The sequence below is a fragment of the Curtobacterium flaccumfaciens genome (genome assembly GCF_013359815.1).
Taxonomy (GTDB): domain Bacteria; phylum Actinomycetota; class Actinomycetes; order Actinomycetales; family Microbacteriaceae; genus Curtobacterium; species Curtobacterium flaccumfaciens.
This window is the reverse complement of sequence record NZ_JABMCF010000041.1, coordinates 36053-62268: the sequence shown is the minus strand read 5'-3', so window position 1 is coordinate 62268 and position 26216 is coordinate 36053. Positions and strand designations below refer to the sequence as shown.

21 protein-coding genes are annotated in these 26216 nt (G+C 72.2%); 18 read left to right on the top strand and 3 right to left on the bottom strand.

Annotated features, from left to right (window positions below; translation table 11 throughout):
• The first annotated feature begins 21 nt into the window (after nucleotides 1–21).
• The 9 genes from mnmA (at nucleotide 22) to HP445_RS17165 (ending at nucleotide 13255) form a co-directional block, all read left to right on the top strand.
• On the top strand, nucleotides 22–1128 hold the full coding sequence (gene mnmA / locus HP445_RS17205) for a tRNA 2-thiouridine(34) synthase MnmA (protein ID WP_031259645.1): 1107 nt from the start codon (nucleotides 22–24) through the stop codon (nucleotides 1126–1128).
• A 66-nt stretch (nucleotides 1129–1194) separates the two neighbouring features.
• Entirely contained in the window at nucleotides 1195–3525 is a 2331-nt protein-coding gene (ligA, locus tag HP445_RS17200; RefSeq protein ID WP_128781233.1) for an NAD-dependent DNA ligase LigA, read from the top strand.
• 186 nt (nucleotides 3526–3711) lie between these two features.
• Nucleotides 3712–5124, top strand: a complete 1413-nt coding sequence (locus tag HP445_RS17195) for an alpha/beta hydrolase (protein WP_128781234.1) — start codon at nucleotides 3712–3714, stop codon at nucleotides 5122–5124.
• Nucleotides 5125–5384: 260 nt separating this feature from the next.
• On the top strand, nucleotides 5385–7724 hold the full coding sequence (locus HP445_RS17190; RefSeq protein WP_128781235.1) for a transglycosylase domain-containing protein: 2340 nt from the start codon (nucleotides 5385–5387) through the stop codon (nucleotides 7722–7724).
• Nucleotides 7725–7861: 137 nt separating this feature from the next.
• Entirely contained in the window at nucleotides 7862–8161 is a 300-nt protein-coding gene (gene gatC / locus HP445_RS17185) for an Asp-tRNA(Asn)/Glu-tRNA(Gln) amidotransferase subunit GatC (protein ID WP_017887005.1), read from the top strand.
• Nucleotides 8162–8172: 11 nt separating this feature from the next.
• Nucleotides 8173–9720, top strand: a complete 1548-nt coding sequence (gene gatA / locus HP445_RS17180; RefSeq protein WP_027464607.1) for an Asp-tRNA(Asn)/Glu-tRNA(Gln) amidotransferase subunit GatA — start codon at nucleotides 8173–8175, stop codon at nucleotides 9718–9720.
• The gene (gatB, locus tag HP445_RS17175; RefSeq protein WP_035807593.1) at nucleotides 9720–11225 is read left to right on the top strand and encodes an Asp-tRNA(Asn)/Glu-tRNA(Gln) amidotransferase subunit GatB; all 1506 of its coding nucleotides are present in this window, start codon (nucleotides 9720–9722) and stop codon (nucleotides 11223–11225) included. The genes gatA and gatB overlap by 1 nt, the downstream gene beginning before the upstream one ends.
• A 123-nt stretch (nucleotides 11226–11348) precedes the next feature.
• A complete protein-coding gene (locus tag HP445_RS17170) occupies nucleotides 11349–12536 on the top strand; it encodes a type III polyketide synthase (protein ID WP_128781236.1) in 1188 nt (395 codons plus the stop codon).
• Nucleotides 12533–13255: a methyltransferase domain-containing protein gene (locus HP445_RS17165; RefSeq protein WP_128781237.1), complete on the top strand. Its 723-nt coding sequence runs from the start codon at nucleotides 12533–12535 to the stop codon at nucleotides 13253–13255. Before HP445_RS17170 ends, HP445_RS17165 begins: the two co-directional genes overlap by 4 nt.
• Before the next feature lie 109 nt (nucleotides 13256–13364).
• Here HP445_RS17165 and HP445_RS17160 read toward each other — a convergent pair whose 3' ends face one another.
• Nucleotides 13365–14414, bottom strand: a complete 1050-nt coding sequence (locus HP445_RS17160; RefSeq protein WP_128781238.1) for a zinc-dependent alcohol dehydrogenase family protein — start codon at nucleotides 14412–14414, stop codon at nucleotides 13365–13367.
• An 80-nt stretch (nucleotides 14415–14494) separates the two neighbouring features.
• Between HP445_RS17160 and HP445_RS17155 the strand changes: the two genes are divergently transcribed.
• Complete coding sequence (locus HP445_RS17155; RefSeq protein ID WP_128781239.1) at nucleotides 14495–15463, top strand: DUF3097 domain-containing protein; 969 nt, start codon at nucleotides 14495–14497, stop codon at nucleotides 15461–15463.
• Nucleotides 15464–15532: 69 nt separating this feature from the next.
• The gene (locus tag HP445_RS17150; protein WP_017886998.1) at nucleotides 15533–16186 is read left to right on the top strand and encodes a hypothetical protein; all 654 of its coding nucleotides are present in this window, start codon (nucleotides 15533–15535) and stop codon (nucleotides 16184–16186) included.
• Nucleotides 16187–16481: 295 nt separating this feature from the next.
• Here HP445_RS17150 and HP445_RS17145 read toward each other — a convergent pair whose 3' ends face one another.
• Complete coding sequence (locus HP445_RS17145; RefSeq protein ID WP_128781240.1) at nucleotides 16482–17495, bottom strand: LacI family DNA-binding transcriptional regulator; 1014 nt, start codon at nucleotides 17493–17495, stop codon at nucleotides 16482–16484.
• Nucleotides 17492–17914, bottom strand: coding sequence for a DUF3054 domain-containing protein (locus HP445_RS17140; RefSeq protein WP_206647629.1), 423 nt, complete (start codon nucleotides 17912–17914; stop codon nucleotides 17492–17494). The genes HP445_RS17145 and HP445_RS17140 overlap by 4 nt, the downstream gene beginning before the upstream one ends.
• A gap of 114 nt (nucleotides 17915–18028) precedes the next feature.
• Between HP445_RS17140 and HP445_RS17135 the strand changes: the two genes are divergently transcribed.
• The 7 genes from HP445_RS17135 (at nucleotide 18029) to HP445_RS17105 (ending at nucleotide 26200) form a co-directional block, all read left to right on the top strand.
• Nucleotides 18029–18979 carry a hypothetical protein gene (locus HP445_RS17135; RefSeq protein ID WP_128781242.1) on the top strand — a complete coding sequence of 317 codons (951 nt, stop codon included), beginning with the start codon at nucleotides 18029–18031 and terminating at the stop codon, nucleotides 18977–18979.
• A 288-nt stretch (nucleotides 18980–19267) separates the two neighbouring features.
• Complete coding sequence (locus HP445_RS17130) at nucleotides 19268–20422, top strand: extracellular solute-binding protein (RefSeq protein ID WP_128781243.1); 1155 nt, start codon at nucleotides 19268–19270, stop codon at nucleotides 20420–20422.
• Complete coding sequence (locus HP445_RS17125) at nucleotides 20419–21453, top strand: ABC transporter permease (RefSeq protein ID WP_128781244.1); 1035 nt, start codon at nucleotides 20419–20421, stop codon at nucleotides 21451–21453. The genes HP445_RS17130 and HP445_RS17125 overlap by 4 nt, the downstream gene beginning before the upstream one ends.
• Nucleotides 21450–22262 carry an ABC transporter permease gene (locus HP445_RS17120; RefSeq protein ID WP_128781245.1) on the top strand — a complete coding sequence of 271 codons (813 nt, stop codon included), beginning with the start codon at nucleotides 21450–21452 and terminating at the stop codon, nucleotides 22260–22262. The genes HP445_RS17125 and HP445_RS17120 overlap by 4 nt, the downstream gene beginning before the upstream one ends.
• Nucleotides 22263–22288: 26 nt before the next feature.
• The gene (locus tag HP445_RS17115; RefSeq protein ID WP_241660459.1) at nucleotides 22289–23365 is read left to right on the top strand and encodes an ABC transporter ATP-binding protein; all 1077 of its coding nucleotides are present in this window, start codon (nucleotides 22289–22291) and stop codon (nucleotides 23363–23365) included.
• The gene (locus tag HP445_RS17110; protein ID WP_128781247.1) at nucleotides 23362–24969 is read left to right on the top strand and encodes an inositol monophosphatase family protein; all 1608 of its coding nucleotides are present in this window, start codon (nucleotides 23362–23364) and stop codon (nucleotides 24967–24969) included. Before HP445_RS17115 ends, HP445_RS17110 begins: the two co-directional genes overlap by 4 nt.
• A gap of 433 nt (nucleotides 24970–25402) precedes the next feature.
• Nucleotides 25403–26200: a hypothetical protein gene (locus HP445_RS17105; protein WP_071405482.1), complete on the top strand. Its 798-nt coding sequence runs from the start codon at nucleotides 25403–25405 to the stop codon at nucleotides 26198–26200.
• Nucleotides 26201–26216 lie beyond the last annotated feature (16 nt).

Below are 26216 nucleotides of genomic sequence, written 5' to 3'. Positions count from 1 at the left end.
TCGGCGGGTTACCCTGGACGCATGCGTGTTCTTGCGGCGATGAGCGGTGGTGTCGACTCGGCGGTGGCCGCAGCCCGGGCGGTCGACGCCGGCCACGACGTGGTCGGTGTGCACCTGGCCCTGAGCCGGATGCCCGGCACCCTGCGCACCGGCAGTCGCGGGTGCTGCACCATCGAGGACTCGATGGACGCCCAGCGCGCCGCGTCGGCCCTCGGGATCCCGTACTACGTGTGGGACTTCTCGGCCCGGTTCAAGGAGGACGTCGTCGACGACTTCGTGGCCGAGTACCAGGCCGGCCGTACCCCGAACCCCTGCATGCGCTGCAACGAGCGGATCAAGTTCGCGGCGCTGCTCGAGAAGGCACTGGCCCTGGGCTTCGACGCCGTCGCGACCGGGCACTACGCGTCGATCGTCACCGGTCCGGACGGCTCCCGCGAGCTGCACCGGTCGGCCGCGTGGGCGAAGGACCAGTCGTACGTGCTCGGGGTCCTGACCGCCGAGCAGCTGCAGCACGCGATGTTCCCGCTCGGCGCGACGCCGTCGAAGGACGAGGTCCGGGCCGAGGCCGCCGAGCGCGGGCTGACGGTCGCCCAGAAGCCGGACTCGTACGACATCTGCTTCATCCCGGACGGCGACACCCGCGGCTGGCTGGCGGACCGCGTCGGCACCGCCCCCGGCGAGGTCGTCGAGCGTGACGGCACCGTCGTCGGCTCGCACGAGGGCGCCACCGGCTACACCGTCGGACAGCGTCGCGGCCTGGCCCTCGGTCGCCCGGCACCGGACGGCAAGCCCCGGTTCGTGCTCGAGATCCGCCCGAAGGACAACACCGTCGTCGTCGGCCCGAAGGAGGCCCTCGCCGTCACCTCGATGTCCGGCTCGCGGTTCACCTGGGCGGGCACGGCCCCGGCCGACCCCGCGACGCCGTTCGCCTGCGACGTGCAGATCCGCGCGCACGCCGACCCGGTGCCCGCGACGGCCCGCGTGCAGGACGACGTGCTCGTGATCGACGTCGACGAGCCGCTGCACGGGGTCGCTCCCGGCCAGACGGCTGTGGTCTACGTCGGCACGCGGGTGCTCGGCCAGTGCACGATCGACACCACGGTCAGCGCCGTCCCCGTCGACGCCTGACCCCGCCGCTCCCGGGGCACACGCTCGCTGCACGCCGCGTCGGTGGTGCACGGTAGAACTGATGCCATGAGCGAGACCGACGCGACGTTCGAGACCATCGACCCCGACGGGCTCGACGCCGCCCAGGCCGCGCGCGAGGTCGACCGGTTGCGCGCCCGCGTCACCGAGCTGCGCCACGACTACTACGAGGGCAACGCCTCGCCCCTGTCGGACGCCGACTACGACGCCCTGGTGCACCGCCTCGACGCGATCGAACGGCGGTTCCCGGAACTCCTGACGCCCGACAGCCCGACGCAGACCGTGGGCGGGCAGGCGCAGACGACGCAGTTCGCACCGGTCGAGCACGCCGAGCGCATGCTCTCGCTCGACAACGTCTTCAGCCCCGACGAGCTCACCGAGTGGGCCCTCAAGGTGCAGCGGGACGCCGGTGCCGAGCGGGTGCGGTTCCTGACCGAGCTGAAGATCGACGGCCTGGCGATCAACCTGCGGTACGAGCACGGTCGGCTCGTCTCCGCCGCCACCCGCGGTGACGGCGTGGTCGGCGAGGACGTCACCGGCAACGTCCGCACGATGGGCACGATCCCGGACCGCCTGTCCGGCACCGGTCACCCGCCCCTGGTCGAGGTCCGGGGCGAGATCTTCTTCCCGGTCGCGGAGTTCGACGAGCTCAACGCCAACCAGCGCGAGGCGGGGGAGCGCGTGTTCGCCAACCCGCGCAACGCCGCCGCCGGGTCCCTCCGCCAGAAGGAAGAGGGCAAGTCCGAGGCGAAGCGGGCCCTGATGGTCGACCGGCTGCGGCGTCTGCGGATGCTCGTGCACGGCATCGGCGCGTGGCCCGTCCGTGAACTCGAGCAGGGCACCGACGTCCGCAGCCAGTCCGAGGTCTACGAGCTGCTGCAGACCTGGGGACTCCCGACGAGCAGCCACTACCGGGTGTTCGACACCATCGACGAGGTCAACGGCTTCGTCCGGACCACGGGGGAGCGCCGTTCGTCGGTCGAGCACCAGATCGACGGCGTCGTCGTGAAGGTCGACGACCTCGCCCTGCACGAGGAACTCGGGTCGACGTCGCGGGCGCCGCGGTGGGCGATCGCGTACAAGTACCCGCCGGAAGAAGTGCACACGACGCTCACCGACATCGTGGTCAGCGTCGGCCGCACCGGCCGTGCCACCCCGTTCGCGGTGATGGCCCCGGCCGAGGTCGCCGGGTCCGTGGTCCGCCAGGCCACGCTGCACAACCAGCAGGTCGTCAAGGCGAAGGGCGTGCTGATCGGTGACACCGTCGTGCTGCGGAAGGCCGGCGACGTCATCCCCGAGGTGCTCGGCCCGGTGGTCGAGCTCCGTGACGGCTCCGAGCGCGAGTTCGTGATGCCGACGAACTGCCCGGAGTGCGGCACCGAGCTCGCCCCCGCGAAGGAAGGCGACATCGACCTGCGCTGCCCGAACGCGAAGAGCTGCCCGGCGCAGGTGCGCGGTCGGGTCGAGCACATCGCCTCGCGCGGGTCGCTCGACATCGAGGGGCTCGGCGAGGTCGCGGCCGCGGCGCTCACGCAGCCGCTCCGCCCGGAGACCCCGCCGCTCGTCACCGAGGCCGGACTGTTCGACCTGACGATGCAGGACATCGTCCCGATCGAGGTCATCGTCCGCGACGCCGAGACCGGCATGGAGAAGGTGGACGACGACGGCACCCCGAAGCGCGTCACGCCGTTCAGCCGGGCGCGCAAGAAGACCGACCCGCCGTTCGACCCCGAGGCACGCGGCGCCGACTACACCGGTGAGCCGAGCCGCTACCCGTCGAAGAACGCGTTCGAGATGCTCGCGAACATCGACGCCGCGAAGACGAAGCCCCTGTGGCGGATCCTGGTCGGCCTGAGCATCCGCCACGTCGGACCCGTCGCCGCCCGAGCCCTGGCGAACCACTTCGGATCCCTCGACGCGATCCGGTCGGCATCGCGCGAGGACCTCGCCGCCGTCGACGGCGTGGGCGGGATCATCGCCGACGCCCTGCTCGCCTGGTTCGACGTCGACTGGCACCGCGAGATCATCGACCGCTGGACCACGGCCGGCGTGCAGTTCACCACCCCGGGCCACCCCGGCCCGGGCAGCGCCGACGTCGAGGGCGGCGTGCTGACCGGCGTCACCGTCGTCGCGACCGGGTCACTCGAGGGCTACACGCGCGAAGGCGCACTGGAGGCGATCATCACCGCCGGTGGCAAGGCGGCCTCGAGCGTGAGCAAGAAGACCGACTTCGTGGCCGCCGGTCCGGGTGCCGGTTCGAAGCTCACGAAGGCCGAGCAGCTGGGCGTCCGGATCATCGACGCCGAGCAGTTCCACCTGCTCGTGACCGAGGGACCCGCGGCGCTCGCCGAACCGGAAGCGCCGACGACCGAGGACTGAGGACCGACCGGGGCGCGCAGCACGCCCGGTCGCATCCGCTGAGCGCGGCGCGCCGTCGAACGCGCCCAGTTCGGGGGACAAGTTGCATCGCGCATGGATGATCCGCGGACATCTCCATAGACTCGACCGAGCATCACCCGTCGTCTGCAGGGGGACGTCGGGACGGCCTTCCCGGGGGAGACCCGAATGCTGCTCATCGCTGCGGCTCTGCTCACCGCCTCGGTGCACTCGCTCGGAGTGATCGAGGCCCCAGGCATGCCCCCGGCGCACCAGGTCACGGTCGCCAGCACCGCCACGACCCGCATCGTCCCGGTCGACGACGTGCTCTCGTCGGCGTCGGCGTCGGCATCGGCTCCCGTGGCGACGCCGGTGGCGGCAGCGGCGCCGTCCACGACAGCGGTGCGGGTCGACGACCTCGCCGCCGCGCACGGACGCGCCTTCGTCGAGGACCTCGGTGCGCTCGGCGCCGCCGACCTGCGGAGCGCGGCCACCGACCGCGGCGTCGTGGCGACGGTGCAGGACGACCCGCCGCCCGCGCAGACCGTCGCGCAGTGGTGGTCGCACCTGCCCGCCGACGAGCAGGACCGACTCCTCGCGCACGCGCCCGCCCTGGTCGGGAACCTCGAGGGCGTGCCGTACGCCGTCCGTGACCAGGCGAACCGTGCGACGCTGACGTCCGGCCTCGCCGACGCCGATCTCGGTGCAGCCCGGGCCGCGATGCTCGGGCAGGTCCGGGACTCCCTGGTGCAGCAAGCCGGCGACCCGCGGCGCTTCCTGGTGGCGCTCGACACCCGGGGGTCCGGGCGTGCGGCGATCAGCATCGGCGACCTCGACACCGCGGCCGACGTCACCGTCGTGGTGCCGGGCATGTTCTTCACGGTCACCGGGCAGATGACCGACTTCACGAACACCGCCAACGACCTGTCCCGCGAGCAGGCCACCCTGGCGCCGCTCGCCGCCACGGGCAACGGGTCGGGAGCCGCCGTCGTCGCGTGGATGGGGTACCGCACGCCGGACCTGTCCAACATCCTGTCGCTCGGGCTCGCCCGGACCGGGGCGGAGCGGCTCGAACGCACCGTCGCGGGACTGCGTGTGATCCGCGCCGGCGACCAACCGCGCGTGAACATCGTCGCGCACTCGTACGGGTCGACCACGGCGATGACGGCCCTGGCGTCCGGCCGGATGACCGCCGACACCCTGACCGTGCTCGGGTCGCCGGGCAGCGACGTCCGGACGGCGGCCGACCTCGCCGTCGCCACCGGGCAGGTGTTCGTCGGCGGCGCGCACAGTGACCCCATCGCGGGCTCCGGGTACTTCGGCACCGACCCGGGCGGGGCGTCGTTCGGGTCCACCGTGCTCGACCTGGCCGGGGGTGCCGATGCGCTGTCGGCCGGTGACGTGTTCCGCCGCCCCGTGGGCCACAACGACTACCTCAAGCCGGGCACGGCATCGCTGCACGACGTCGCCCTGATCGGCATCGGACGCGGCGACCTGGTGCGCGAGCAGGTCCGACGCGGCAAGTCGGGTGGTGACGGCATCGTCGGCGCCTCGCCGGACATGTACCTCGTGCGCCCGCAGGACCTGCAGCCCCGTGACTGACGGGCCGTGGCCGACGGGCAGTGGGCGGCCGGCCCTGACCGACCGGGCGGACCCGCCGGTCGTGGCGACGCGGTGGACGTGACCCGATCGTGACCGGCGGCCGACGTGCCGGCGTCGACCCGGGCCTCCCGGCCGGATCGGTGCGCCCGCGCGGATCGCGACCCGTCCTCGGAACGGGCTGGGTGGCAACCTGAACGCGACCGCAGCCTGCACTCGTTCCAGGGCAGAACCAGTACAGCCCTGCTGCCTACGGTGCCGTCATGCGTGTGGTGCGATGGCCTGGTGCTCTCCTGATGTTCGTGGTGATGTCCGTGCTCGCCGGCATGCTCGTCGCCGTCGCGGTGACCCCGGCGGTTGCCGTCGCGGGAGAGGGGACCTCCGGGGCGGTCTCGTTCTTCGAGGACCTGCCGACCTACCTCGACGTGCAGACCCCGCAGCAGGTGTCGTCCGTGTACGCGGAGCAGGGCGGGAAGCAGGTCAAGATCGCCTCGTTCTACGCCGAGAACCGCACGAACGTGACGGCGGACCAGATGGCGGACTCGCTCAAGCAGGCGGCGATCGACACCGAGGACCCGCGCTACTACGACGAGGGCGGCATCGACGTGCTCGGGACGCTCCGCGGGGTCGCCGCGACCGTCGTCGGCGGGGACGTGCAGGGCGGCTCGAGCATCACGCAGCAGTACGTGAAGAACGTCCTGGTGCAGCAGTGCGAGGAGCTCACGGGCAAGGACCAGGCCGCCACCGAGAAGAAGGTCGAAGCCTGCTACGAGGACGCGGCCGGCGTCACGCCGCAGCGCAAGCTGCAGGAGATGCGGTACGCGATCGCGGTGAACAAGAAGTACTCGAAGGACGAGATCCTGACCGGGTACCTCAACATCGTCGGGCTCGGCGGGCGGGTCTACGGGGCCGAGGCCGGGGCCGAGTACTACTTCGGCGTGCACGCGAAGGACCTGTCGCTCGTGCAGTCGGCCACGCTCGTCGCGATCCTCAACAACCCGTCGAACCTGCGCATCGACGTGCCGAGCGACAAGGACAACGGCAAGGCCAACGGGTACGAGCTGACGAAGGAGCGCCGCGACTACGTGCTCCGCCGGATGCAGGCGCACGGGTCGATCACGAAGGCACAGATGACGAAGGCGATCGCGACGCCGGTCACGCCGAAGATCACCGAGACGGCCAACGGGTGCTCGACCGCCGCGACGCACTACGACGCCGGTTACTTCTGCGACTACGTCCGCGACCAGGTGCTGCAGGACCCCGCGTTCGGCAAGACCGCGGCGGCACGCATCGCCACGCTCGACACCAAGGGCCTGCAGATCCACACCTCGCTCGACCTCGACCTGCAGGGCCAGGCACAGTCCGCCCTGTCCACCTACGTGCCGGCCACGATGACCGGTGTGGACGTCGGCGGCTCGAACGTCACCGTGGAACCGGGCACCGGCCGGATCATGTCGATGGTCCAGAACACCACGTACACGCAGGGGGACAACGCGGCGGCCGGGGCCACGGCGGTGAACTACAGCGCCGACTCCGGGTACGGCAACTCGGGCGGGTTCCAGACCGGCTCGACCTACAAGGTGTTCACCCTGGCCGAGTGGCTCGCCAGCGGGCACACCCTGTCCGACTCGGTCAGCACCTCGGAGCACCAGTTCGCGAACGCCGAGTTCACCAACAGCTGCCAGAACGTCGCGGGTGGCACCTGGAACGTCGCCAACGCCGAGAGCGTGCCGTCGTCGATGTCGGTCGAGGCGGCGACGGTCGAGTCGATCAACACCGCGTACGCCCAGATGGGGAAGCAGCTCGACCTGTGCAAGATCGCCCAGCTCGCGCAGTCGATGGGCATCCACCGCGCCGACGGCGGGGACCTGACGCAGACGCCGTCCTCGATCCTCGGCGTGAACGAGCTGTCGCCGATCGACCTGGCCGAGGCCTACGCGGGCTTCGCCAACGGCGGCATCGTGTGCACGCCCACCGCGATCGACTCGGTGACCGAGGCGGACGGCACGAAGATCACCCCGACGCCGTCGTCCTGCACGCAGGGCGTCTCCGCCGACGTCGCGGGCACGGTCGACTACGCGCTGCAGGGCGTCCTGTCCGGGTCGGGGACCGCGGCGAGTGCGAACCCCGGCGACAGCGTGGCGAAGTTCGCGAAGACCGGCACCACCGACGGTGACGTGCAGAACTGGCTGGTCGCGTCGTCGACGAAGTACACGAACGCCACCTGGGTCGGCAACGTGCAGGGGAGCGTGAGCCTGGCGAACTGGCCGTTCCTGCAGGGCACCACCGGGTACAGCGCGAAGTTCGGGGTCGGGAAGTCGATGATGGCGTACCTGGACCAGACCGTCGGCGGGGGAGCGCTGCCGGCGCCGAGCCAGGCGATGATCGGGCAGGCGAGCAAGTCGTCGTCGTCGTCCTCGTCCTCGTCCTCGTCGGGGTCCTCGTCCGGGCAGGGGACGGCGCAGGACGACCAGACGACGCCGACGCAGACGCAGACGGCTGCGCCTGCCGCTCCGGCTGTACCCGCTGCCCCGGCTGCGCCGGCGCCCGCCGCGACGGTGGCCCCGGCGGCACCGGCTGCGAGGGGCCAGAACGGGAAGTGACCCTCGACCCCCTGGAGGCCCGGTGCCGGTCCGGCGGACCGGCACCGGGCCTCCAGGGGGTTGTCCACAGCCGCGCCTGCGCGCCCGACGCAGCCAATAGACTGTGGGGCATTCCACGAACCGATCGACGGAGCACCATGCCTGACATCACGAGCGAGCAGGTCGCACACCTGGCGAACCTCGCACGTATCGCACTCACGCCCGACGAGATCGAGAAGCTGACCGGGGAGCTGTCGCACATCGTCGAGAGCGTCGCCAAGGTCGCCGAGGTCGCGACCGACGACGTCCCGGCGACGAGCCACCCCGTGCCGCTCGGCAACGTCACCCGACCCGATGTGGTCGGCACGACGCTGACGCAGGAGCAGGCGCTCTCCGGGGCGCCCGACTCCGACGGCGAACGGTTCCGCGTGACCGCCATCCTCGGCGAAGAACAGTAGGGCGAAGAACAGTGACTGACGACATCACGAAGCTGAGCGCCGCGGCGCTCGCCGACGCCCTCGTGGCGCGCGACGTCTCGAGCGTCGAGGCCACCCAGGCCCACCTCGACCGGATCGCCGCCGTCGACGGCGACGTGCACGCGTTCCTGCACGTCAACCAGAACGCCCTGGCGGTGGCGAAGTCGATCGACTCCCGCCGCGCCGCGGGCGACGACCTCGGGCCGCTCGCCGGTGTGCCGATCGCCGTCAAGGACGTCCTGTGCACGCAGGACATGCCCACCACCGCCGGGTCCAGGATCCTCGAGGGCTGGGTGCCGCCGTACGACGCCACCCCCGTCGCGAAGCTCCGCGCCGCCGGCCTCGTGCCGCTCGGCAAGACCAACATGGACGAGTTCGCGATGGGCTCGACCACCGAGTTCTCGGCCTACGGCCCGACCCGCAACCCGTGGGACCTCGACCGGATCCCCGGCGGGTCCGGCGGTGGCTCGGCCGCTGCGGTCGCCGCGCACGAAGCCCCGTTCGCCCTCGGTTCGGACACGGGTGGCTCCATCCGCCAGCCGGGTGCGGTGACGGGCACGGTCGGTGTGAAGCCGACCTACGGCGGGGTGAGCCGCTACGGCGCCATCGCCCTGGCGTCCAGCCTCGACCAGATCGGCCCGGTGTCCCGCACCGTCCTCGACGCCGCGCTCCTGCACGACGTCATCGGCGGGCACGACCCGAAGGACTCCACGTCGATCCCGGACGCCTGGCCCTCGATGGCCGCGGCCGCACGCGAAGGGCTGCAGGCGGACACGCTCCGCGGCCTGCGCGTCGGCGTGGTGAAGGAACTCGCCGGGGGTGACGGGTTCCAGGCCGGGGTCACCCAGCGCTTCCAGGAGACGGTCGCGCTGCTCGAGTCGGCCGGTGCGGTCGTCGTCGAGATCGACGCCCCGTCGTTCGCGTACGCGATCAGCGCGTACTACCTGATCCTCCCGGCCGAGGCGTCGTCGAACCTCGCCAAGTTCGACTCGGTGCGCTTCGGCCTCCGGGTCACGCCCGAGAACGGTGCCACCGTCGAGGACGTCATGGCCGCCACGCGCGAAGCCGGCTTCGGGCCCGAGGTCAAGCGGCGCATCATCCTCGGCACCTACGCCCTGAGCGCCGGCTACTACGACGCCTACTACGGCTCGGCGCAGAAGGTCCGCACGCTCGTGCAGCGGGACTTCCAGGCCGCCTTCGAGCAGGTCGACCTGCTCGTCAGCCCGTCGGCGCCGACGACCGCGTTCCCGATCGGTGAGCGCATCGACGACCCGCTGGCGATGTACCTCAACGACCTCACCACGATCCCGGCGAACCTCGCGGGCGTGCCCGGCATGAGCATCCCGAACGGCCTCGCGCCCGAGGACGGCCTGCCCGTCGGCGTGCAGCTGATGGCGCCCCAGCGTGAGGACGCCCGGCTGTACCGCTACGGTGCCGCCCTCGAGCGTCTGCTCGAACAGCAGTGGGGCGCGCCGCTCATCGCGTCCGTCCCGGACCTCGACCAGAGTCAGCAGTCCGCTGCGCAGGAAGGTGTGATCTGATGGCGCAGAAGGACGCGCTGATGGACTTCGACGAGGCGCTCGAGCGCTACGAGCCGGTGCTCGGCTTCGAGGTCCACGTCGAACTCGCGACGAAGACCAAGATGTTCTCGGACGCCCCGAACTTCTTCGGCGGCGAGCCCAACACGAACGTCACCCCGGTCGACCTCGGGCTGCCCGGGTCGCTGCCGGTCGTGAACGCACAGGCCGTGCGGTACTCGATCCAGCTCGGGCTCGCGCTCGGCTGCTCGATCGCCGAGTCCTCGCGGTTCGCCCGGAAGAACTACTTCTACCCGGACAACCCGAAGAACTACCAGGTCTCGCAGTACGACGAGCCCATCGCCTACGAGGGCGAGGTCGAGGTCGAGCTCGCCGACGGGACGATCTACAACATCCCGATCGAGCGCGCCCACATGGAAGAGGACGCCGGCAAGCTGACGCACGTCGGTGGTGCCACCGGCCGCATCCAGGGTGCCGAGTACTCGCTCGTCGACTACAACCGTGCCGGTGTGCCCCTGGTCGAGATCGTCACGAAGCCGATCTTCGGCGCCGAGCACCGTGCCCCCGAGCTCGGTGCCGCCTACGTGCAGGTCATCCGCGACCTCGTCCGGGCGCTCGGTGTCTCCGAGGCCCGCATGGAGCGCGGCAACCTGCGGTGCGACGCGAACATCTCGCTGCGCCCCCGCGGGCAGGAGAAGCTCGGCACCCGCACCGAGACCAAGAACGTCAACTCGTTCCGCGCCGTCGAGCGTGCCATCCGCTACGAGATCCAGCGCCAGGCCGCGATCCTCGCCGCCGGGGGCACGATCACGCAGGAGACCCGGCACTGGCACGAGGACACCGGCCGCACCTCGGCCGGTCGTCCGAAGTCGGACGCCGACGACTACCGGTACTTCCCGGAGCCCGACCTGCTGCCCGTCGTGCCGGACCCCGCCGTCATCGCGGAGCTCCGTGCCTCGCTGCCCGAGGCCCCGGTCGCACGTCGCCGTCGCCTGAAGGGTGACTGGGGCTTCGCCGACCTGGAGTTCCAGGACGTCGTCAACGGCGGGCTGCTCGACGAGGTCGAGGGCACCGTCGCCGCCGGCGCCGCACCGCAGGCCGCCCGCAAGTGGTGGACCGGTGAGATCAGCCGCGTCGCCAACGCGCAGGACGCCGCCCCCGGTGACCTGGTGTCGCCGAAGCACGTCGCCGAGGTCATCGCGCTCGTCGAGTCCGGCGACCTGACCGACCGCCTGGCACGCCAGGTGCTCGAGGGCGTCATCGCGGGCGAGGGCTCGCCGGCGCAGGTCGTCGAGGCCCGCGGGCTCAAGGTCGTCTCGGACGACTCCGCCCTGACGGCCGCGGTCGACGAAGCACTCGCGGCGCAGCCCGACGTGCTGGCGAAGATCCAGGACGGCAAGGTCCAGGCGGCCGGCGCGATCATCGGTGCGGTCATGAAGGCCATGAAGGGCCAGGCCGACGCCGCCCGCGTGCGCGAACTCGTGCTGGAGCGCGCACAGCAGTCCTAGGCGGTCCCACCACGGAGGGCACGGCACCGGTCGGTGCCGTGCCCTCCGTGCTTCCCGTCCCCGTGCGTCCCGTTGCCGTGCGCATCCTGGGGATGCGTCAGCGATCCGGTGACAGGATGAGTCGTGTCCGCAACGATCCGCGCCATCGGAACCGCCGTCCCCGAGACGACCCTCGACCAGCCCCGGGTGCGTGACCTCTTCTCCGCCCAACCCGACCTCGGGCGGCTCGGCAAACGGCTCGTCCCCGCCGCGTTCGACGGGTCGGCGGTCGACCAGCGGCACACCGTCCTCGAGGAACTCGACTCCGCGCGTGCCGGTGGGGCCTTCCGTGATGACGACGGCACCCTGCGCTCGCCGTCCACCGGCTCACGCAACGACCGGTACCGCGAACTCGCCCCGCCGCTGTTCGTCGCGGCCGCCCGTGACGCCGTCGAACGTGCCGGCATCGCGCCGGAGGCCGTCACGCACCTGGTGACCGTGTCGTGCACCGGGTTCACGCAGCCCGGTCCCGACATCGACGTCGTCGAGCAGCTCGGGCTCCCCGGGGGCGTCTTCCGGCACCACATCGGCTTCATGGGCTGCTGCGCCGCGTTCCCCGCGCTCCGGATCGCCGCGGCGTTCGTCGACCAGGACCCGGACGCCGTCGTGCTCGTCGTCTGCGGCGAACTCTGCACCCTGCACGTCCGCGCCTCGAACGACCCCGACCAGATCGTCGCGAACAGCGTCTTCGGCGACGGTGCGGCCGCCGCGGTCGTCGCCCGGGACGGCGCCGGTCTGCGCTTCGACGACTTCACGACGGCCGTGGTGCCCGAAGGGGCGTCCGAGATGGCGTGGAACATCGGGGACGAGGGCTTCGAGATGGTCCTGTCCACCGCCGTGCCGAAGCTCGTCGGCCTGCACGTCCCGAACGCCGTGCAACCGCTGCTCGACAACGGGCCGGCGTCGGACGTGCCGGTGTGGGCGGTGCACCCGGGCGGCCGGGCCATCCTCGACCGCACCCAGGAGTCGCTCGGCCTGCCCGACAGCGCCATGGAGTCGAGCCGGCGGGTGCTGCGCGAACACGGCAACATGTCGAGCGCCACCGTGCTCTTCGTGCTCCGGGACGCCGTCGACGCCGGCCTCGAGGACGGCAGCGCCGTCGTCGCGCTCGCCTTCGGCCCCGGCCTCACCGTCGAGAGCGCGCGGCTCACCGCGGTGCGGACCGAGGCGTCGCCCGCGGCCGAATCCGCGGTGTTGCCCGCGGCAGAACCCGCGGCGGAACCCGCTGTCGCACCCGCCCGCGTGCCCGTCGCGACCACGGGCGCGGCGTGAGCCGTCAGAACGGCGGCACCACGGGCCTCCCGGCCGTCGACCTGCGCACCCGCGCGCTCGACCTGACCGAGCTGATGGACGACCCGGACTGCGACCCGCGCGCCCTCGCGCGCACGTTCCGGCGCTTCGCCGTCGTGAACGCGCTCGTGAGCGGCTGGCGTGCGGCCTGGCGGTCCCACGTCGTGCCGGCCCTGCCCGCCAGCGGCCGCGGCCGGGTCCTCGACCTGGGGTGCGGCGGCGGCGACCTGGCCCGCTCGCTGGTGCGGTGGGCGGCGAGCGACGGATTCGACCTCGAGGTCGTCGGGGTCGACCCGGACGAACGCGCCATCGCCGCGGCACGGCGGTCGTCCCCGACCGGTGTGACGTTCCGGCAGCAGTCGAGCGGTGACCTGGTCGCGGCGGGTGAGCGGTTCGACGTCGTCGTGTCGAACCACGTGCTGCACCACCTGGGCGACGAGGAGCGTCGGGGGTTCCTCGCCGACTCAGAACTGCTCGCGAGCGGGCGCAGCCTGCACTCCGACATCCGGCGGTCGCCCTCGGCCTACCGGGCGTACGCGCTGGCGTCACCGCTCGTGGCGGCGGGGACCTTCATCCGCGTCGACGGCCTGCGGTCGATCCGCCGGAGCTTCACCGTGCCCGAACTCCGCGACGTGCTGCCCGGCGGATGGCGGGCCGAGGCGGCTGCGCCGCACCGGGTGCTGGCGATCCGCGACGCCTGAGCGGGCGGGCCGCCGGTTGTCCGACGTGACCAGACGACGGACGGGAGGCCCGTGGCGACGCCGCCACGGGCCTCCCGTCCGTCTGTCGGTGCGTCCACGACGCGCGCCACTACGGGCGCAGCAGCACCTTGATGGCCCGGCGCTCGTCCATCGCGCGGTAGGCCTCGGCGGCCTCGTCGAGCGGCAGCTCCAGGTCGAAGACGCGACCGGGGTCGATCGCGCCGGACAGCACGTCGGGCAGCAGCTCGGGGATGTACTTCCGGGCCGGGGCCATGCCGCCCGCGATGACGATGTTCGTGTCGAACAGGTAGCGCGTGCCGATGGTCGGCACCCCGTGCGGGACCCCGACGAAGCCGACGTTGCCGCCGGGGCGGACCGAGTGCAGCGCCTGGTCCATGCTCTCCTCGGTGCCGACGGCCTCGACGGCGCAGTCGGCCAGGTCGCCGCCGAGCAGCGCGCGGACCGCCGCGACGCCCTCGTCGCCGCGCTCCGCCACGATGTCGGTGGCACCGAACTCGCGGGCGAGTGCCTGCCGGTCGGCGTGGCGGCTCATCGCGATGATGCGCTCCGCCCCGAGCCGCTTCGAGGCGAGCACGGCGGACAGGCCGACCGCGCCGTCGCCGACCACGACGACGGTCTTGCCGGGGCCGACCGCTGCCGACACCGCGGCGTGGTGACCGGTCGAGAAGACGTCGGACAGGGTGAGCAGCGACGGCACCAGGGCCGGGTCGACCGGGCCGGGGACCGCGACGAGCGTGGCGTCGGCGTCCGGGATCCGCACGTACTCGGCCTGTGCGCCACCGACGGGGTCGCCGTACGCGTCCGTGCTGCCGAACCCGGACAGGTGGTCGCAGCCGGTGGTCATGCCGTTGCGGCAGGCCTGGCAGGTGCCGTCGTTCATGGTGAAGGGGGAGATGACGAAGTCGCCCTCGTGCAGGCCGGTGACGTCGTCACCGACGGCGACGACCTCGCCGACGAGCTCGTGGCCGATCGGCCGGGGCTGCTTCGTCTCGGTGACGCCGCGGTAGGGCCAGAGGTCCGATCCGCAGACACAGGCCGCGAGGACCTTGACGACGACGTCCTTGCCGGACAGCAGCCCGGGTCGGTCGCGCTCCTCGACGCGGATGTCGTTCGGGGCGTGGATGATCGCTGCGCGCACGGGCGGGCCTTCCGTCGAGATGATGGGGAACCGGCGCGGTCGACGTCGTCCGGGCCGTCGTCGACAGTACCCTCGTGCGGGTGGACGACGACCGGTACGGCGGCGATGTGCTCTCGGGGGACTGGCGCTCGCGCGGGGTGAAGAAGGTGCGGCAGGTGCCGCTCGAACGGGACATGGTGCTCGAGGACCCGGACTCCGGGTGGGCCGGTGCCGTGGTGGGGCTCGAGGCGGGCAACATCGCGCTCGAGGACTGGAAGGGGCGCACGCGTTCCTTCCCCTTCACCGGGCAGTTCCTGCTCGAGGGTGAGCTGGTGACGCTGGGACGGCCGTCGGCGCCGGTCGGGCGGTCTGCCGGGGGTGCTGTCGGGGCTGGTTCCGCTGGCCGTGCGGGTGCCGCTGGTTCCGTCGGTTCCGTTCATTCGGACTGGAGGCCCGGGGGCGCGCCCGCCGTGCGGCAGGCGTCCGACGGTGGTCGCCTCCGCACCGCGTCCGGATCGTTCGCCGTGGAGTCGCAGCGTGCTCGGGTGGCGCTCCCCAGCCGCATCATGGTCGAGGGCAAGCACGACGCGGAACTCGTCGAGAAGGTGTGGGGCGCCGACCTGCGCGTCGAGGGCGTCGTGGTCGAGGAACTCTCCGGCGTCGACAACCTGGCGGCGGTGCTCGACGAGTTCCAGCCGACGCGGGAGCGCCGGGTCGGGGTCCTGGTCGACCACCTGGTGCCCGGGTCGAAGGAGTCTCGCTTCGCCGACGCCGTGATGCGCGGCAGGTGGGGAGCGCACGTGCTCGTCGTCGGGCACCCGTTCGTCGACGTCTGGCAGTCGGTCAAGCCGGCGCGGGTCGGGCTGCGGGCGTGGCCGACGATCCCGCGCTCGATCGAGTGGAAGGCGGGCATCTGCCAGGCACTCGGCTGGCCGCACGCCGAGCAGGCCGACATCGCCCGAGCATGGCAGCGGATCCTCGGGCAGGTGCGCACCTTCGCCGACCTCGAGCCGGAGCTGCTCGGCCGTGTCGAGGAGCTGATCGACTTCGTGACGGAACCACAGGCCTGAGAACCGGTGGATTGCCCGACCGGCGCGGTGTGCGGGGGTGATCCGCGCCTCCAGGCCTACTGTTGAGGGATGGACGGCATCGACGGTCGCGTGCGTGGCGCGGTCGACCTGTGGCTGCGCTGGCTGCCGCGCTGGCAGATCGGGACCGCCCGCCCGCGCACGCGCATCTGCCGGAAGTGCACCGGGTCCCCGATCGCTGCGGCCGCCGGGTTCGGACCCGACGTGCCGCACGCCGTCCAGCACGCGCTGATCGGGCGGATCTCGACGATCGTCGAGGACGCCGTCGACGACTACACGGCGAAGAACCTGCCGCTGCTGCAGCGGGAACTCGAGCGGGCGGCGGCCCGGAAGCGGCATGCCGGGTACCAGCCGGCCGAGGGGTTGTCGCCGGAGTTCCAGGGCCTCGACGTGGACCCCGAGCCGTCGCCGGGGTCGCCGTTCCTGTTCACCCTCGGCGAGCTGGCTGGCACCGGTGCGGGGGAGCAGACGCCGCGTGAGCCGCTGTCCGACGAGGCCAAGGCTGCGCTCCGGCACGAGATCGCGCTGTCCGACGAGTGTGCGCGGTCGACCGGCACCGCGGTGTGCCTGGCGCTCATCGACCACCGGCCGCGGATCGCCGAAGCCGTCGAACGCCTGGTGGAGCCGCAGATCGAGGCGCTGGTGTCGGACATGTTCCGCGGGTTCGACGGTCCGGAGGACGGGCCGCGCAGCGGGCTGTTCTAGGTGAGGGTGCGGGCGCTGCGGGGCGCGGTGCGCGGGCGCGGCTGCGGACGTGGGCCGAAGCCGCACGGTGCTGTCTGTGTCGGCCCGTGCGAGGTTGTCCGCTCGGTGCAGGCTTGTAGCGCCGCACCCAGCCACCACGGTGGCACCACTTGACGAACCTCGCACCGTGCGTGCTTCTCGAGCCTCGCACCGCATCACGAACCGTGCGCGGTCCGAGCGACCTCGCACCGTGCGCGAGGCCCCGAGCCTGCACGGGTCGTGTCGACGCGCACCGTGCGAGGTCAGCGGGTCGGCGTCAGCGGGGGAGCAGGGTGCGGCCGCGGATCACGGTGCCGCGCAGTGACCGGTGCTCGACGGGGCGGGTGGGGTCGTCGATGCGGCCGATGACGAGGTCGATGGCCTCGCGGCCGATGCGCTCGATCGGTTGCTCGAGTGTCGTGAAGCCGATCCAGTCGCTCGCCAGCGGGTAGACGCCGTCGAACCCGGTGACGGAGAGGTCGCGCGGGACCTCGACACCGCGGCGGGCGAGCGCCTCGCACACGTCGAGCATGAGCCGGTCCGTCGGACACATCACCGCGGTCACGCCCGACTCCTGCACGGCGTCCACCAGGTCGGCGGCGAGGTCGTCGGGTGGCCGCACGAAGCTCGCGTCGATGTCGATCACCCGGACGCCACGTGCTCGGAGCCGCTCGAGCATCGCCGACGATCGCGCGTGCTGCGTGATCGCGTTGTCGAGCGGGACGGTGAGGACAACGGCGGCGGTGTGGCCGGCATCGGCGACGGCGTCCGCGATGGAGGCCCCACCGTCGACCTCGTCGCAGTAGACGCTCGAGAGCGCCGGGTGCAGCTCGGGCCGACCCGCGACGACGGTGGCGATGCGGGGCGCGAACTCGGCGATGTCGGCGGACGGCATCAGGCCGCTGCACACGACGAGCCCGTCGACGCGCATGGACACGAGTGCGGCGAGGGCGGACTTCTCGTCCTCGACCCGACCGACGCCCGTCGTGGTGATGACACGGTAGCCGAGCTCCGATGCGCGGCGCTCCATCACGGCGTGCAGTGCGGTGTAGACCATCGACGATGCATCCCGGACGAGCATCCCGATCGTGTTCGTGCGACCGCTGACCAGCCCGCGAGCCATCGCGTTCGCGACGTACCCGAGCTCGGCTGCCGCTCGTTCGACGCGTTCGCGGGTCTCGTCCGAGAACCGTCCGGTCCCGGAGAGCACGCGGCTCACCGCCGACTTCGAGACCCCCGCACGTGCGGCGACGTCGAGGATCGTCGGCTGGGAACCGCGGCTGCCGTTCACGCGTCGGACGCTGCGGCGTCCCGTCGCGACCGCGACGCGGTGAACCGGAGCACGCCGCGGGCGATCGCGCGCCAGCCGAGCAGGAACACCCCGAGCACGATCGTCGCGACGATGACGAACGAGATCGGCAGCGGGTTGCCGTCGACGTCGCCCTGGCCGGTGGCGACGCGGATGGCCAGACCGACGAAGACCGTGAGGACCCAGACCACGGCACCGGTCGGCCAGAAGCGCAGCGGTCGAGCCCAGGCACCGCTCGTCACGTACCCGATCGCCCAACCCGCCAGGAACGGGTAGGCGGTGGTCCAGAGCGCCAGCGCCGTGTTGGCCTCACCGTGCGACGAGCGCCCGATGAGCGCGAAGACGACGATGAGGACGACGTCGATGACGGCTGCGAGCCAACCCCAGGTGCGTGCGTTCACCCGCTCATTCTCGCAGCTGCTGATTCATCCGCTCGCGACTGTGGATGGACGCCGCTGTCCACAGCCTGATCCGGCCGCACTCGCACCGTGCGGGTGTCCGCCAGCATCCGATGCATGGCTGCTCATCCCCGTTTCCCCGCCGTCCCCGACTGCACGGTCCTCGTCGCGCACGAGTCACGGCCGGACGAGGCCGCGGCGATCCGGGTCCGGGCCCGCGCTGGGGAACTGGTCCGCATCGCGCACGGCCGGTACGCGGACGCCGAGCGGTGGAAGGGCCTCCGCCCCGAGCAGCGGCACCACGTGCTCGTGCGATCACTCGTCGACCGGATCAGACCTCGCTTCGTCGTGTCGCACCTGTCGGCGGCAGCGGTCATCGGTGTGCCGCACGTGGGCCGGTGGCCGGAACGAGTCCACCTGACCAGCCCCGGGCGCGATGCGCGGACGACCAACGCGACGTTCGTCGTGCACGCCGACTTCGACCCGTCGATGGCGGGCACGTGGCGGTTCCGCGCGGACGACCTGACCCTGACGGGGTTCGACAGGACGGCCGTGGACCTCGCCATGACCTTGCCGATGACGGAAGCGGTGGTGGCCCTCGACCGGCTCCTCGCCCTCGGCGCGGACCGCGACGCCGTCCTGGACGGGGTCGCGCGGCGGGGACGGAAGGGCCGGCGCCGTGCCCTGCGGTCCGTCGGTTTCGCGGACCCAGCCGCTGACTCGGTGGGGGAATCGCTGGTCCGGGTCCGCCTGGACGAGTACGGCGCTCCCACCCCGGTGCTGCAACGACGCTTCACCACCCCGGGCGAGTCGGACATCGTCGTGGACTTCTGGCTCCCGGACCAGGGCGTGGTGATCGAGTTCGACGGTGAGGTGAAGTACCGCGATGCAGCGCTGCGCGGAGGGCGGTCGGCGGAGGACGTCGTCATCGCGGAGAAGTACCGCGAGGACCGCTTGCGCTCCTTCCCCGAGGTGCGCGGTGTGATCCGGTACGGCTGGAAGGACGTGTGGGACGAGTCCGCGTTCCGCGCGAAGCTCCGGAATGCCCGGGTACCGATGTCACGGTGACCTCGCACGGTGACCTCGCACGGTGCGAGGGGCGGCGCGAACGGTGCGAGGTTCCGTACTCGGTGCAGGGCTCCAGGGCGGGCACGGAGTACGGAACCTCGCACCAGAGCGAGCACCGCACCCGGAGTTCACCCGGCGGCGACGCCGGAGGCACCCGGAGTTCACCCGCCAGCGCCACACTCGACCCCGGCGCGGGAACGTTCCCACACGTCCCGCCCGCACGGCCCCCGCACGCCCGTAAGCCCCCACCCCGCACACCCCACGCACCACGGAACAGGGAGAACCCACGTGAAGACCCGAGTCCTCGCCGGCCTCGCCATCGCGGCAGCCGCGACCGTCGCACTCTCCGGCTGCGTCCAGAGCGCCAACGCCTCGAACGCCTCCGACACCGACGGCACCACCGACCTCACCGTGTTCATCAGCGGCGACACCAACGTCCAGGACCTCTGGGACAAGTCGCTCATCCCCGCCTTCGAGAAGGCGAACCCGAAGATCCACGTCAGCACGAGCATCGACCTGCACGGCGAGCACGACGCCCAGACCCAGGCGAACCTCGCCACCGCGGTCAAGGCCGGCAAGTCCGTCGCGTACGACCTCGTCGACGCCGGCTTCGTCACCACCGCCGGCAAGGCCGGGCTGATGGCACCGGTCAGCGACAGCACGATCCCGAACCTGAAGGACGTCCCGGACGCCACGAAGCAGCAGGGCGGCGACAGCGCCATCCCGTACCGCGCCTCGAGCGTGCTGCTGGCGTACGACGCGAAGAAGGTCACGGACCCGCCGAAGACCCTCGACGACCTGCTCGCCTGGATCAAGGCCAACCCGGGCGAGTTCGCCTACAACTCCCCGTCGTCCGGCGGTTCGGGTGGTTCGTTCGTGGCCACGGTGCTCGCGAAGTACCTGACGCCCGCCGAGCAGGAGACGATGCAGACGAAGTACGACAAGTCGCTCGAGTCGAAGTGGGACAAGGGCTTCACGGCCCTGAAGGACCTCGGCCCGTCGACGTACCAGAAGGGCGTCTACCCGAACGGCAACGACCAGGTCGTGCAGCTGCTCGGCAGTGGCCAGATCGCGATGGCCCCGGTCTGGAGCGACCAGTTCATCACCTCGCAGAAGACCGGCATCATCCCGAAGACCACCAAGGCCGTGCAGATCGAGGACCCGTCGTTCACCGGCAGCGCGAGCTTCCTCGGCATCCCCAAGACCGAGCCGAAGGCCAAGAAGGCGGCAGCCGAGAAGCTCGCCGACTTCGTGCTCAGCACGAAGGGGCAGCAGCTCGTCGCGAGCGCCGTCTCCGGCTACCCGGTGATCCCGCTCGACAGCCTGCCCAAGTCGGTCGCCGAGCAGTTCGCCGACGCGAACCCCTCGCAGCTCCGCCTCGGGTTCCAGAGCGACTTCGCCGCCGACATGAACGCGGCGTGGGACGCGAAGGTCCCGCAGTGACCCAGACCGTCCAGGACGGCCCGGCAACCGGCCGGGAGGCCCGTGGCGACTCCGCCACGGGCCTCCCGCCCGTCCCGCCCCACGCCCAGAGCCCGGCGCACCCCGCCAGCGGGCGCACGGCGCAGGAGCGGCTGGCCCGCCGCCGGCGCTGGCAGGGCCTCGCCCTCGTCGCCGCCCCGGTGCTCGTCGTCATCCTGTTCGTCGGCGTCCCGGTGGTGAACGCCGCCCTGTTCAGCCTCGGGTTCACCGGCGGCCTGAACCAGGCGCTCGCCGACATCGGCGGCGACACGGTGCGCGGCTTCTCGTTCGCGGTCTACACCACCTTGCTCGGCAACCCCACGTTCCTGCGTGACCTGGTCGCGACGCTCGGGGTCACGGCGCTGTCGACCGGCCTGACCGTGGGGCTGGCGGTCGTCGTCGCGGTGATCCTGCGGCTCCGCGGAGGCTTCCTCGGCAAGACCCTCAGCGTCCTGGCCGTGGTGCCGATCTTCGTGCCGGTGGTCATCGCGAGCTGGTCGATCCTGACCTTCACCGACGCGCAGGGGTTCCTCCGCAGCCTCGGTGCGCAGTTCGGCCTGGACGTCCCGGTGTGGGGCTACACCCTCGTCGCCGTGGTGTTCGGCAGCGTCTGGACCAGCCTGCCGTTCGCGGTGCTGATGATCACCGGGGCGCTGCAGGGCACCCCGGACGCCCTGGTCGAGGCCGCGAAGGACGCCGGGGCGAGCACCTGGCGCGTCGTCTGGCAGGTGCTCCTGCCGATGGCCGCGACCCCGCTCGTCATCGCGACGACGTTCACCGTGATCGGGGTGCTCGGTTCGTTCACCGTGCCGTACTTCACCGGTCCGAACGCGCCGACGATGCTCGGCGTCGACATCTCGAAGTACTTCCAGGCCTACAACCGTCCGCAGCAGTCGACGGCGATGGCGTTCATCGTGTTCGCGTTCGCCGCGGCGGCGAGCGTCTTCTACCTCCGCTCGACGGTCCGCTCGAACGCGGGCGAGCTCGACAAGAAGCGTCAGGAGCAGCAGTGATCAAGCGTCTGACCGGCACCGCCCTCGTCTGGGCGACCGCGATCGTGCTGGCCGTGTTCATCCTCGGGCCGCTCGTCTGGCTGGCCGCCCGGGCCTTCGCCACGACGTGGACCTACCCGAACCTGCTGCCCGACGGCTGGACCCTGCAGTGGTGGGGCACCGTGTTCGAGGACCGCAGCCTGGCCGTCGCGGTGCAGAACTCGCTCGTCCTCGCCCCGCTCACGGTCCTCATCGCCGCCGTGGTCTGCCTGCCCGCCGCGTGGGCGATCAGCCGCATCGAGTTCCCGGGGCGGCGGCTCGTGCTCGTCGGGCTGTTCGCGACGAACGCGTTCCCGAAGATGGGCCTCTTCGTCACGATGTCGGCGATGTTCACCGCGCTGAACCTCATGAACACGGTCACCGGGATCCTGATCGTGCACGTCCTGGGCTGCGTCGTGTTCATGACGTGGCTGCCCGCCGCAGCGTTCTCGGCCGTGCCGCGGTCCCTCGAGGAAGCCGCCCGCGACGCCGGGGCCAGCCGCTGGCGCACCTTCTGGAAGGTGACGTTCCCGATCGCCTGGCCCGGGATCCTCGTCGCGATGGTGATGTCGTTCCTGGCGTCCTTCGACGAGGCGCAGGGCACGTACCTGGTCGGCGCCCCGACGTACATGACGATGCCGACGGCGATGTACTCGCTCGTCCTGAACTCCCCGCGCCAGGTCTCGGCGGTGTTCGCGATCGCGCTGAGCATCCCGTCCGTGGTCCTGCTGCTGCTCGCCCGGAAGCACATCATGGGCGGCCGACTGGCGGACGGCTTCCAGATCCGATGACCCACACCAGCACGAAAGGCGACCAGATGACGGACGCGACGCTCGTCTCGGAACGCGCACCGGGCCTCCAGGCCGACGGCAGCACGACGGACCGGACCCGATCCGGCGGCCTCACCATCCGCGGACTGCGCAAGACGCTCGGCGGGCGCGACGTCGTCGCCGGCATCGACCTCGACGTCGCGAAGGGCGAGCTCGTCTCGCTCCTCGGGCCGTCCGGCTGCGGCAAGACCACGACGCTCCGCATGGTGGCGGGGTTCCTGCCCGCCGACGGCGGCGTCGTGACGATGGGGGACCGCGACGTCACGTCGCTCGGTCCGGAGCGCCGGCCGAGCGCGATGGTGTTCCAGAACTACGCGCTCTGGCCGCACATGACGGTGACGCAGAACGTCGCGTTCCCGCTGCGGACCCGACGGGTGCCGAAGGCGCGGGTCGCCGAGCGCGTGCGCGACGCGCTCGAGCTCGTCGGCCTCAGCCACCACGCCGGCTCGAAGCCGACCGCGATCTCGGGCGGTGAGCAGCAGCGCGTGGCCCTGGCCCGCGCCATCGTGCAGGAGCCGGACGTCCTGCTCCTCGACGAGCCGCTGTCGAACCTCGACGCGAAGCTCCGCGTGAGCGTCCGCGACGAGATCCGCCGCATCCAGCAGCGGCTCGGCATCACGACCGTGATCGTGACGCACGATCAGGACGAAGCGCTCAGCATCTCGGACCGGATCGCCGTGATGCACGACGGCCGCATCGAGCAGATCGCGACCCCGACGGAGCTCTACGCCCGCCCCGCCACGAGCTTCGTCGCCTCGTTCATCGGGTCGACGAGCGTCGTCACCGGACGGTTCCTCGCCGGCACCTCGGTCAGCCCGACGGCGGCCGACACTGTGCTGATCCGGCCCGAACAGGTCGTGCTCACCGACGACTCGCCGATCCGCGCGACGGTCGCGCGGGTGCTCATGCGGGGGCACTTCGCCGAGGTCGTGCTCAGCACCGACGGCGCGGAGCTCCGTGCCTACGTCACCGGGCCACCGCCGGCGGTCGGCACCGAGACCGGGGTGCGCCTGGGTGAAGTGCTCGTCCACCGCGACGGCGTGCTGCTCGAGGTCGCGCGATGAGCGCGGGGGTCCCGACGTCGACCGTCTCCGCTGCGGCTGCGGTCGACCGTGTGGTCGCCACGAGCCCGGACGGGAGGCCCGGCGTGCGTCCGCCACGCCTCGTCGCCCACCGTGGTGCGCCGCGCGTCCGGCGTGAGAACACCCTGCCCGCCATTGCGGTCGCCGAGGCGCTCGGCGCCGAGGTGATCGAGGTCGACGTCCGCCGCACCGCCGACGGTGTCGCCGTCCTGCTGCACGACGAGACGCTCGGCCGGATGTGGGGCGACGCCCGCCGGGTGTCCGACGTCGACTGGTGCGACGTCGCCAGGCTCGGCAACGGCCTCGACCGGATCCCGCGGCTCGACGGCGCGCTCGAACGCCTCGACGGCTGCCGGTCCACCCTGCTCGTCGACCTGACCGACGCCGAGGACGCCCTGGTCGCCGCCCGCACCGTCGCGGGCTTCACCGGCTCCACCGCGGTGGCCTGGTGCGGCGCACCGGCGGCGATGGCGGCCGTCCGCTCCGTGCTGCCCGATGCCGACCTGTGGCTGGCATGGGAGTCGCTCGACCCGCCCGTGTCGGCGGACCTCGAGGCGCTCGAGCCGTCGACGCTCAACCTCGACGTCGCGTTCCTCACCCCGCGCACGGTCGAGGTCGCGCACGCCCTGGGCCTGCGCGTCGCCGTCTGGACCATCGACGACGTCGAGCCGGCGATCTGGGCGGCCCGGCTCGGTGTCGACTCGATCACCACGAACGACGTCGGGTCCATCGGCGCAGCCCTGTCGGCGGCCGAGCGCGACGGCTGGCCCGAGCGCGACCGCGAGCCCACCGAGACCGAGGTCGCCTCGCGCGCCCAGGCCCTGGCCCACCGGATCGCCCACGAGGTCATCGCCTACACGCGAGAACACCCGGTCAGCGAGGTCCACACCAAGGCGAACCCCGCCGACCTGGTCACCGACGTCGACCGCCTGGTGGAGCAGCACGTCCGCTCCCGCGTGCGGATGGTGTTCCCGACGCACGGGTTCACCGGCGAGGAGTACGGCGAGGCCCCCGGCGACCGGCACCGCTGGTTCCTGGACCCCGTCGACGGCACCACCAACCTGGCCAACGGCGTGCCCTGGACCTCGATGTCGCTCTGCCTGACCCGTGGCGGCCGTCCCCTCGTCGGCGTCGTCGCGGACCCCTGGCGCGGTGAGGTGCTCGAGGCCCGACGCGGCCGCGGCGCCACCCTGCGCGACCGCCAGCTCCGACTCGACGACACACCCCGGCCGCTCGCCGGTGCCGTCGTCGGCACCGAGCTCGACGGGCACCGCCCGTGGCCGGGGTTCGGGGCGTTCCTCGACGCCCTGGCCGACCGGTCGTGCACGCTCCGGGTGCAGGGATCGGGCACGTTGACGATCGCCCAGGTCGCGGCCGGGCGGGGGATCGGCGGCTGCGTCTCGGCGTTCAACCCGGTCGACCACGGGGCCGCGGTGCTGCTCGTGCACGAGGCCGGGGGCGTCGTGCTGACGCGGTCCGGCCCCGTCGAGGGCTTCCCGCCCGTGGGGGAGCCGTTCCTCGTGGCGCACCCGGGGGCCGCGGACGAGCTGCACGCGGTGTGGACGGCGGCGCTCGCCGCGGGGTGAGCCACGGCGCAGACCGGAGGCACGGTGCGGGGTCGGCGATCCGGTGCGGGGTTGGCTGCCGGGTGCGGCGCTGCAACCGCGCACGGGGTTGGGAACCGCGCACGGGGTGCGCGGGTGGGCACGGTGCGGACTGGAGGCGCGGTGCCAGACCTGCACGCGCCTCCCGGCCGGTGGGTGGTGGGCACGGTGCGGGGTCGGCGATCCGGTGCGGGGTTGGCTGCCGGGTGCGGCGCTGCAAGCGCGCACGGAGCTCGGAACCGCGCACGGGATGTGCAGGTGCGCACGGTGCGGACTGGAGGCACGGTGCCAGCCCGGCACGCGCCTCCCGGCCGACTCTGAGCGGGCGCTCAGTCAGCCGACGCCGGGGGTTCGTAGTGTTGCAGTCCACGACGGGTCCGACCGGGCCCACCGTGCACCCGAAGGAGCATCGACCATGGGATTCCTCGACCGCCTGCTCGGACGTCCGGAGCGTGACCGATCCGCTGACGCACAGCAGAACCAGTGGGGGCAGCCGCCGCAGCAGCAGGGCTACCGGTACGGCCAGCAGTCCTACCAGCAGCCGGCGCCGTCCGCACCGCAGGGCGCAGGCGACCAGTACGGCGTCCCGCAGTGGGGCGGCGCACCGACGCAGCAGCAGGGTGCGACGACCGACGACGAGCGTGCGGTCGAGCGCTACCGCTACCTGCTCCGCACGGCACCGCCGGAGCGCATCGAAGAGGTCCACGCCGAGGCCTTCGCCAAGCTGACCGACGAGCAGCGGCGCATGGTCTACGACGAGTTCACCCGGACCGCGCCTCCCGGTGAGGCGCCCCGTGGTGACGACCCCCGCTCGCTCGCCCAGTCGGCGACCCGCTCCGAGATCCGCCAGCCGGGCTTCATGGAGCGCTCGCTCGGTGGCGTCGGCGGTGGCGGCGGACGCTTCGGCGGCCAGCGCGGCGGTCCGTCGTTCGGCAGCATGATCGGCGCCTCGATCCTCGGGACGGTGGCCGGCTACGTCATCGGTTCGGCGATCATGAGCGCGTTCCTGCCGGACCCCGGTTCGTTCGATGGCGGTACCGACGCTGCGGGTGACGGTGGTTCGGAGGACACTGGTGCTGAATCCGGCGATGCCGGGGCGTCCGACGGCGGCGCATCCGACGGCGGCGGCTTCGACAATGCGGGCTGGGGCGACAGCGGATCCGACTTCGGCGGTGGCTTCAGCGACTTCGGTGGTGGTGACTTCGACGTCTGAGTGACGTCCGTCGCTC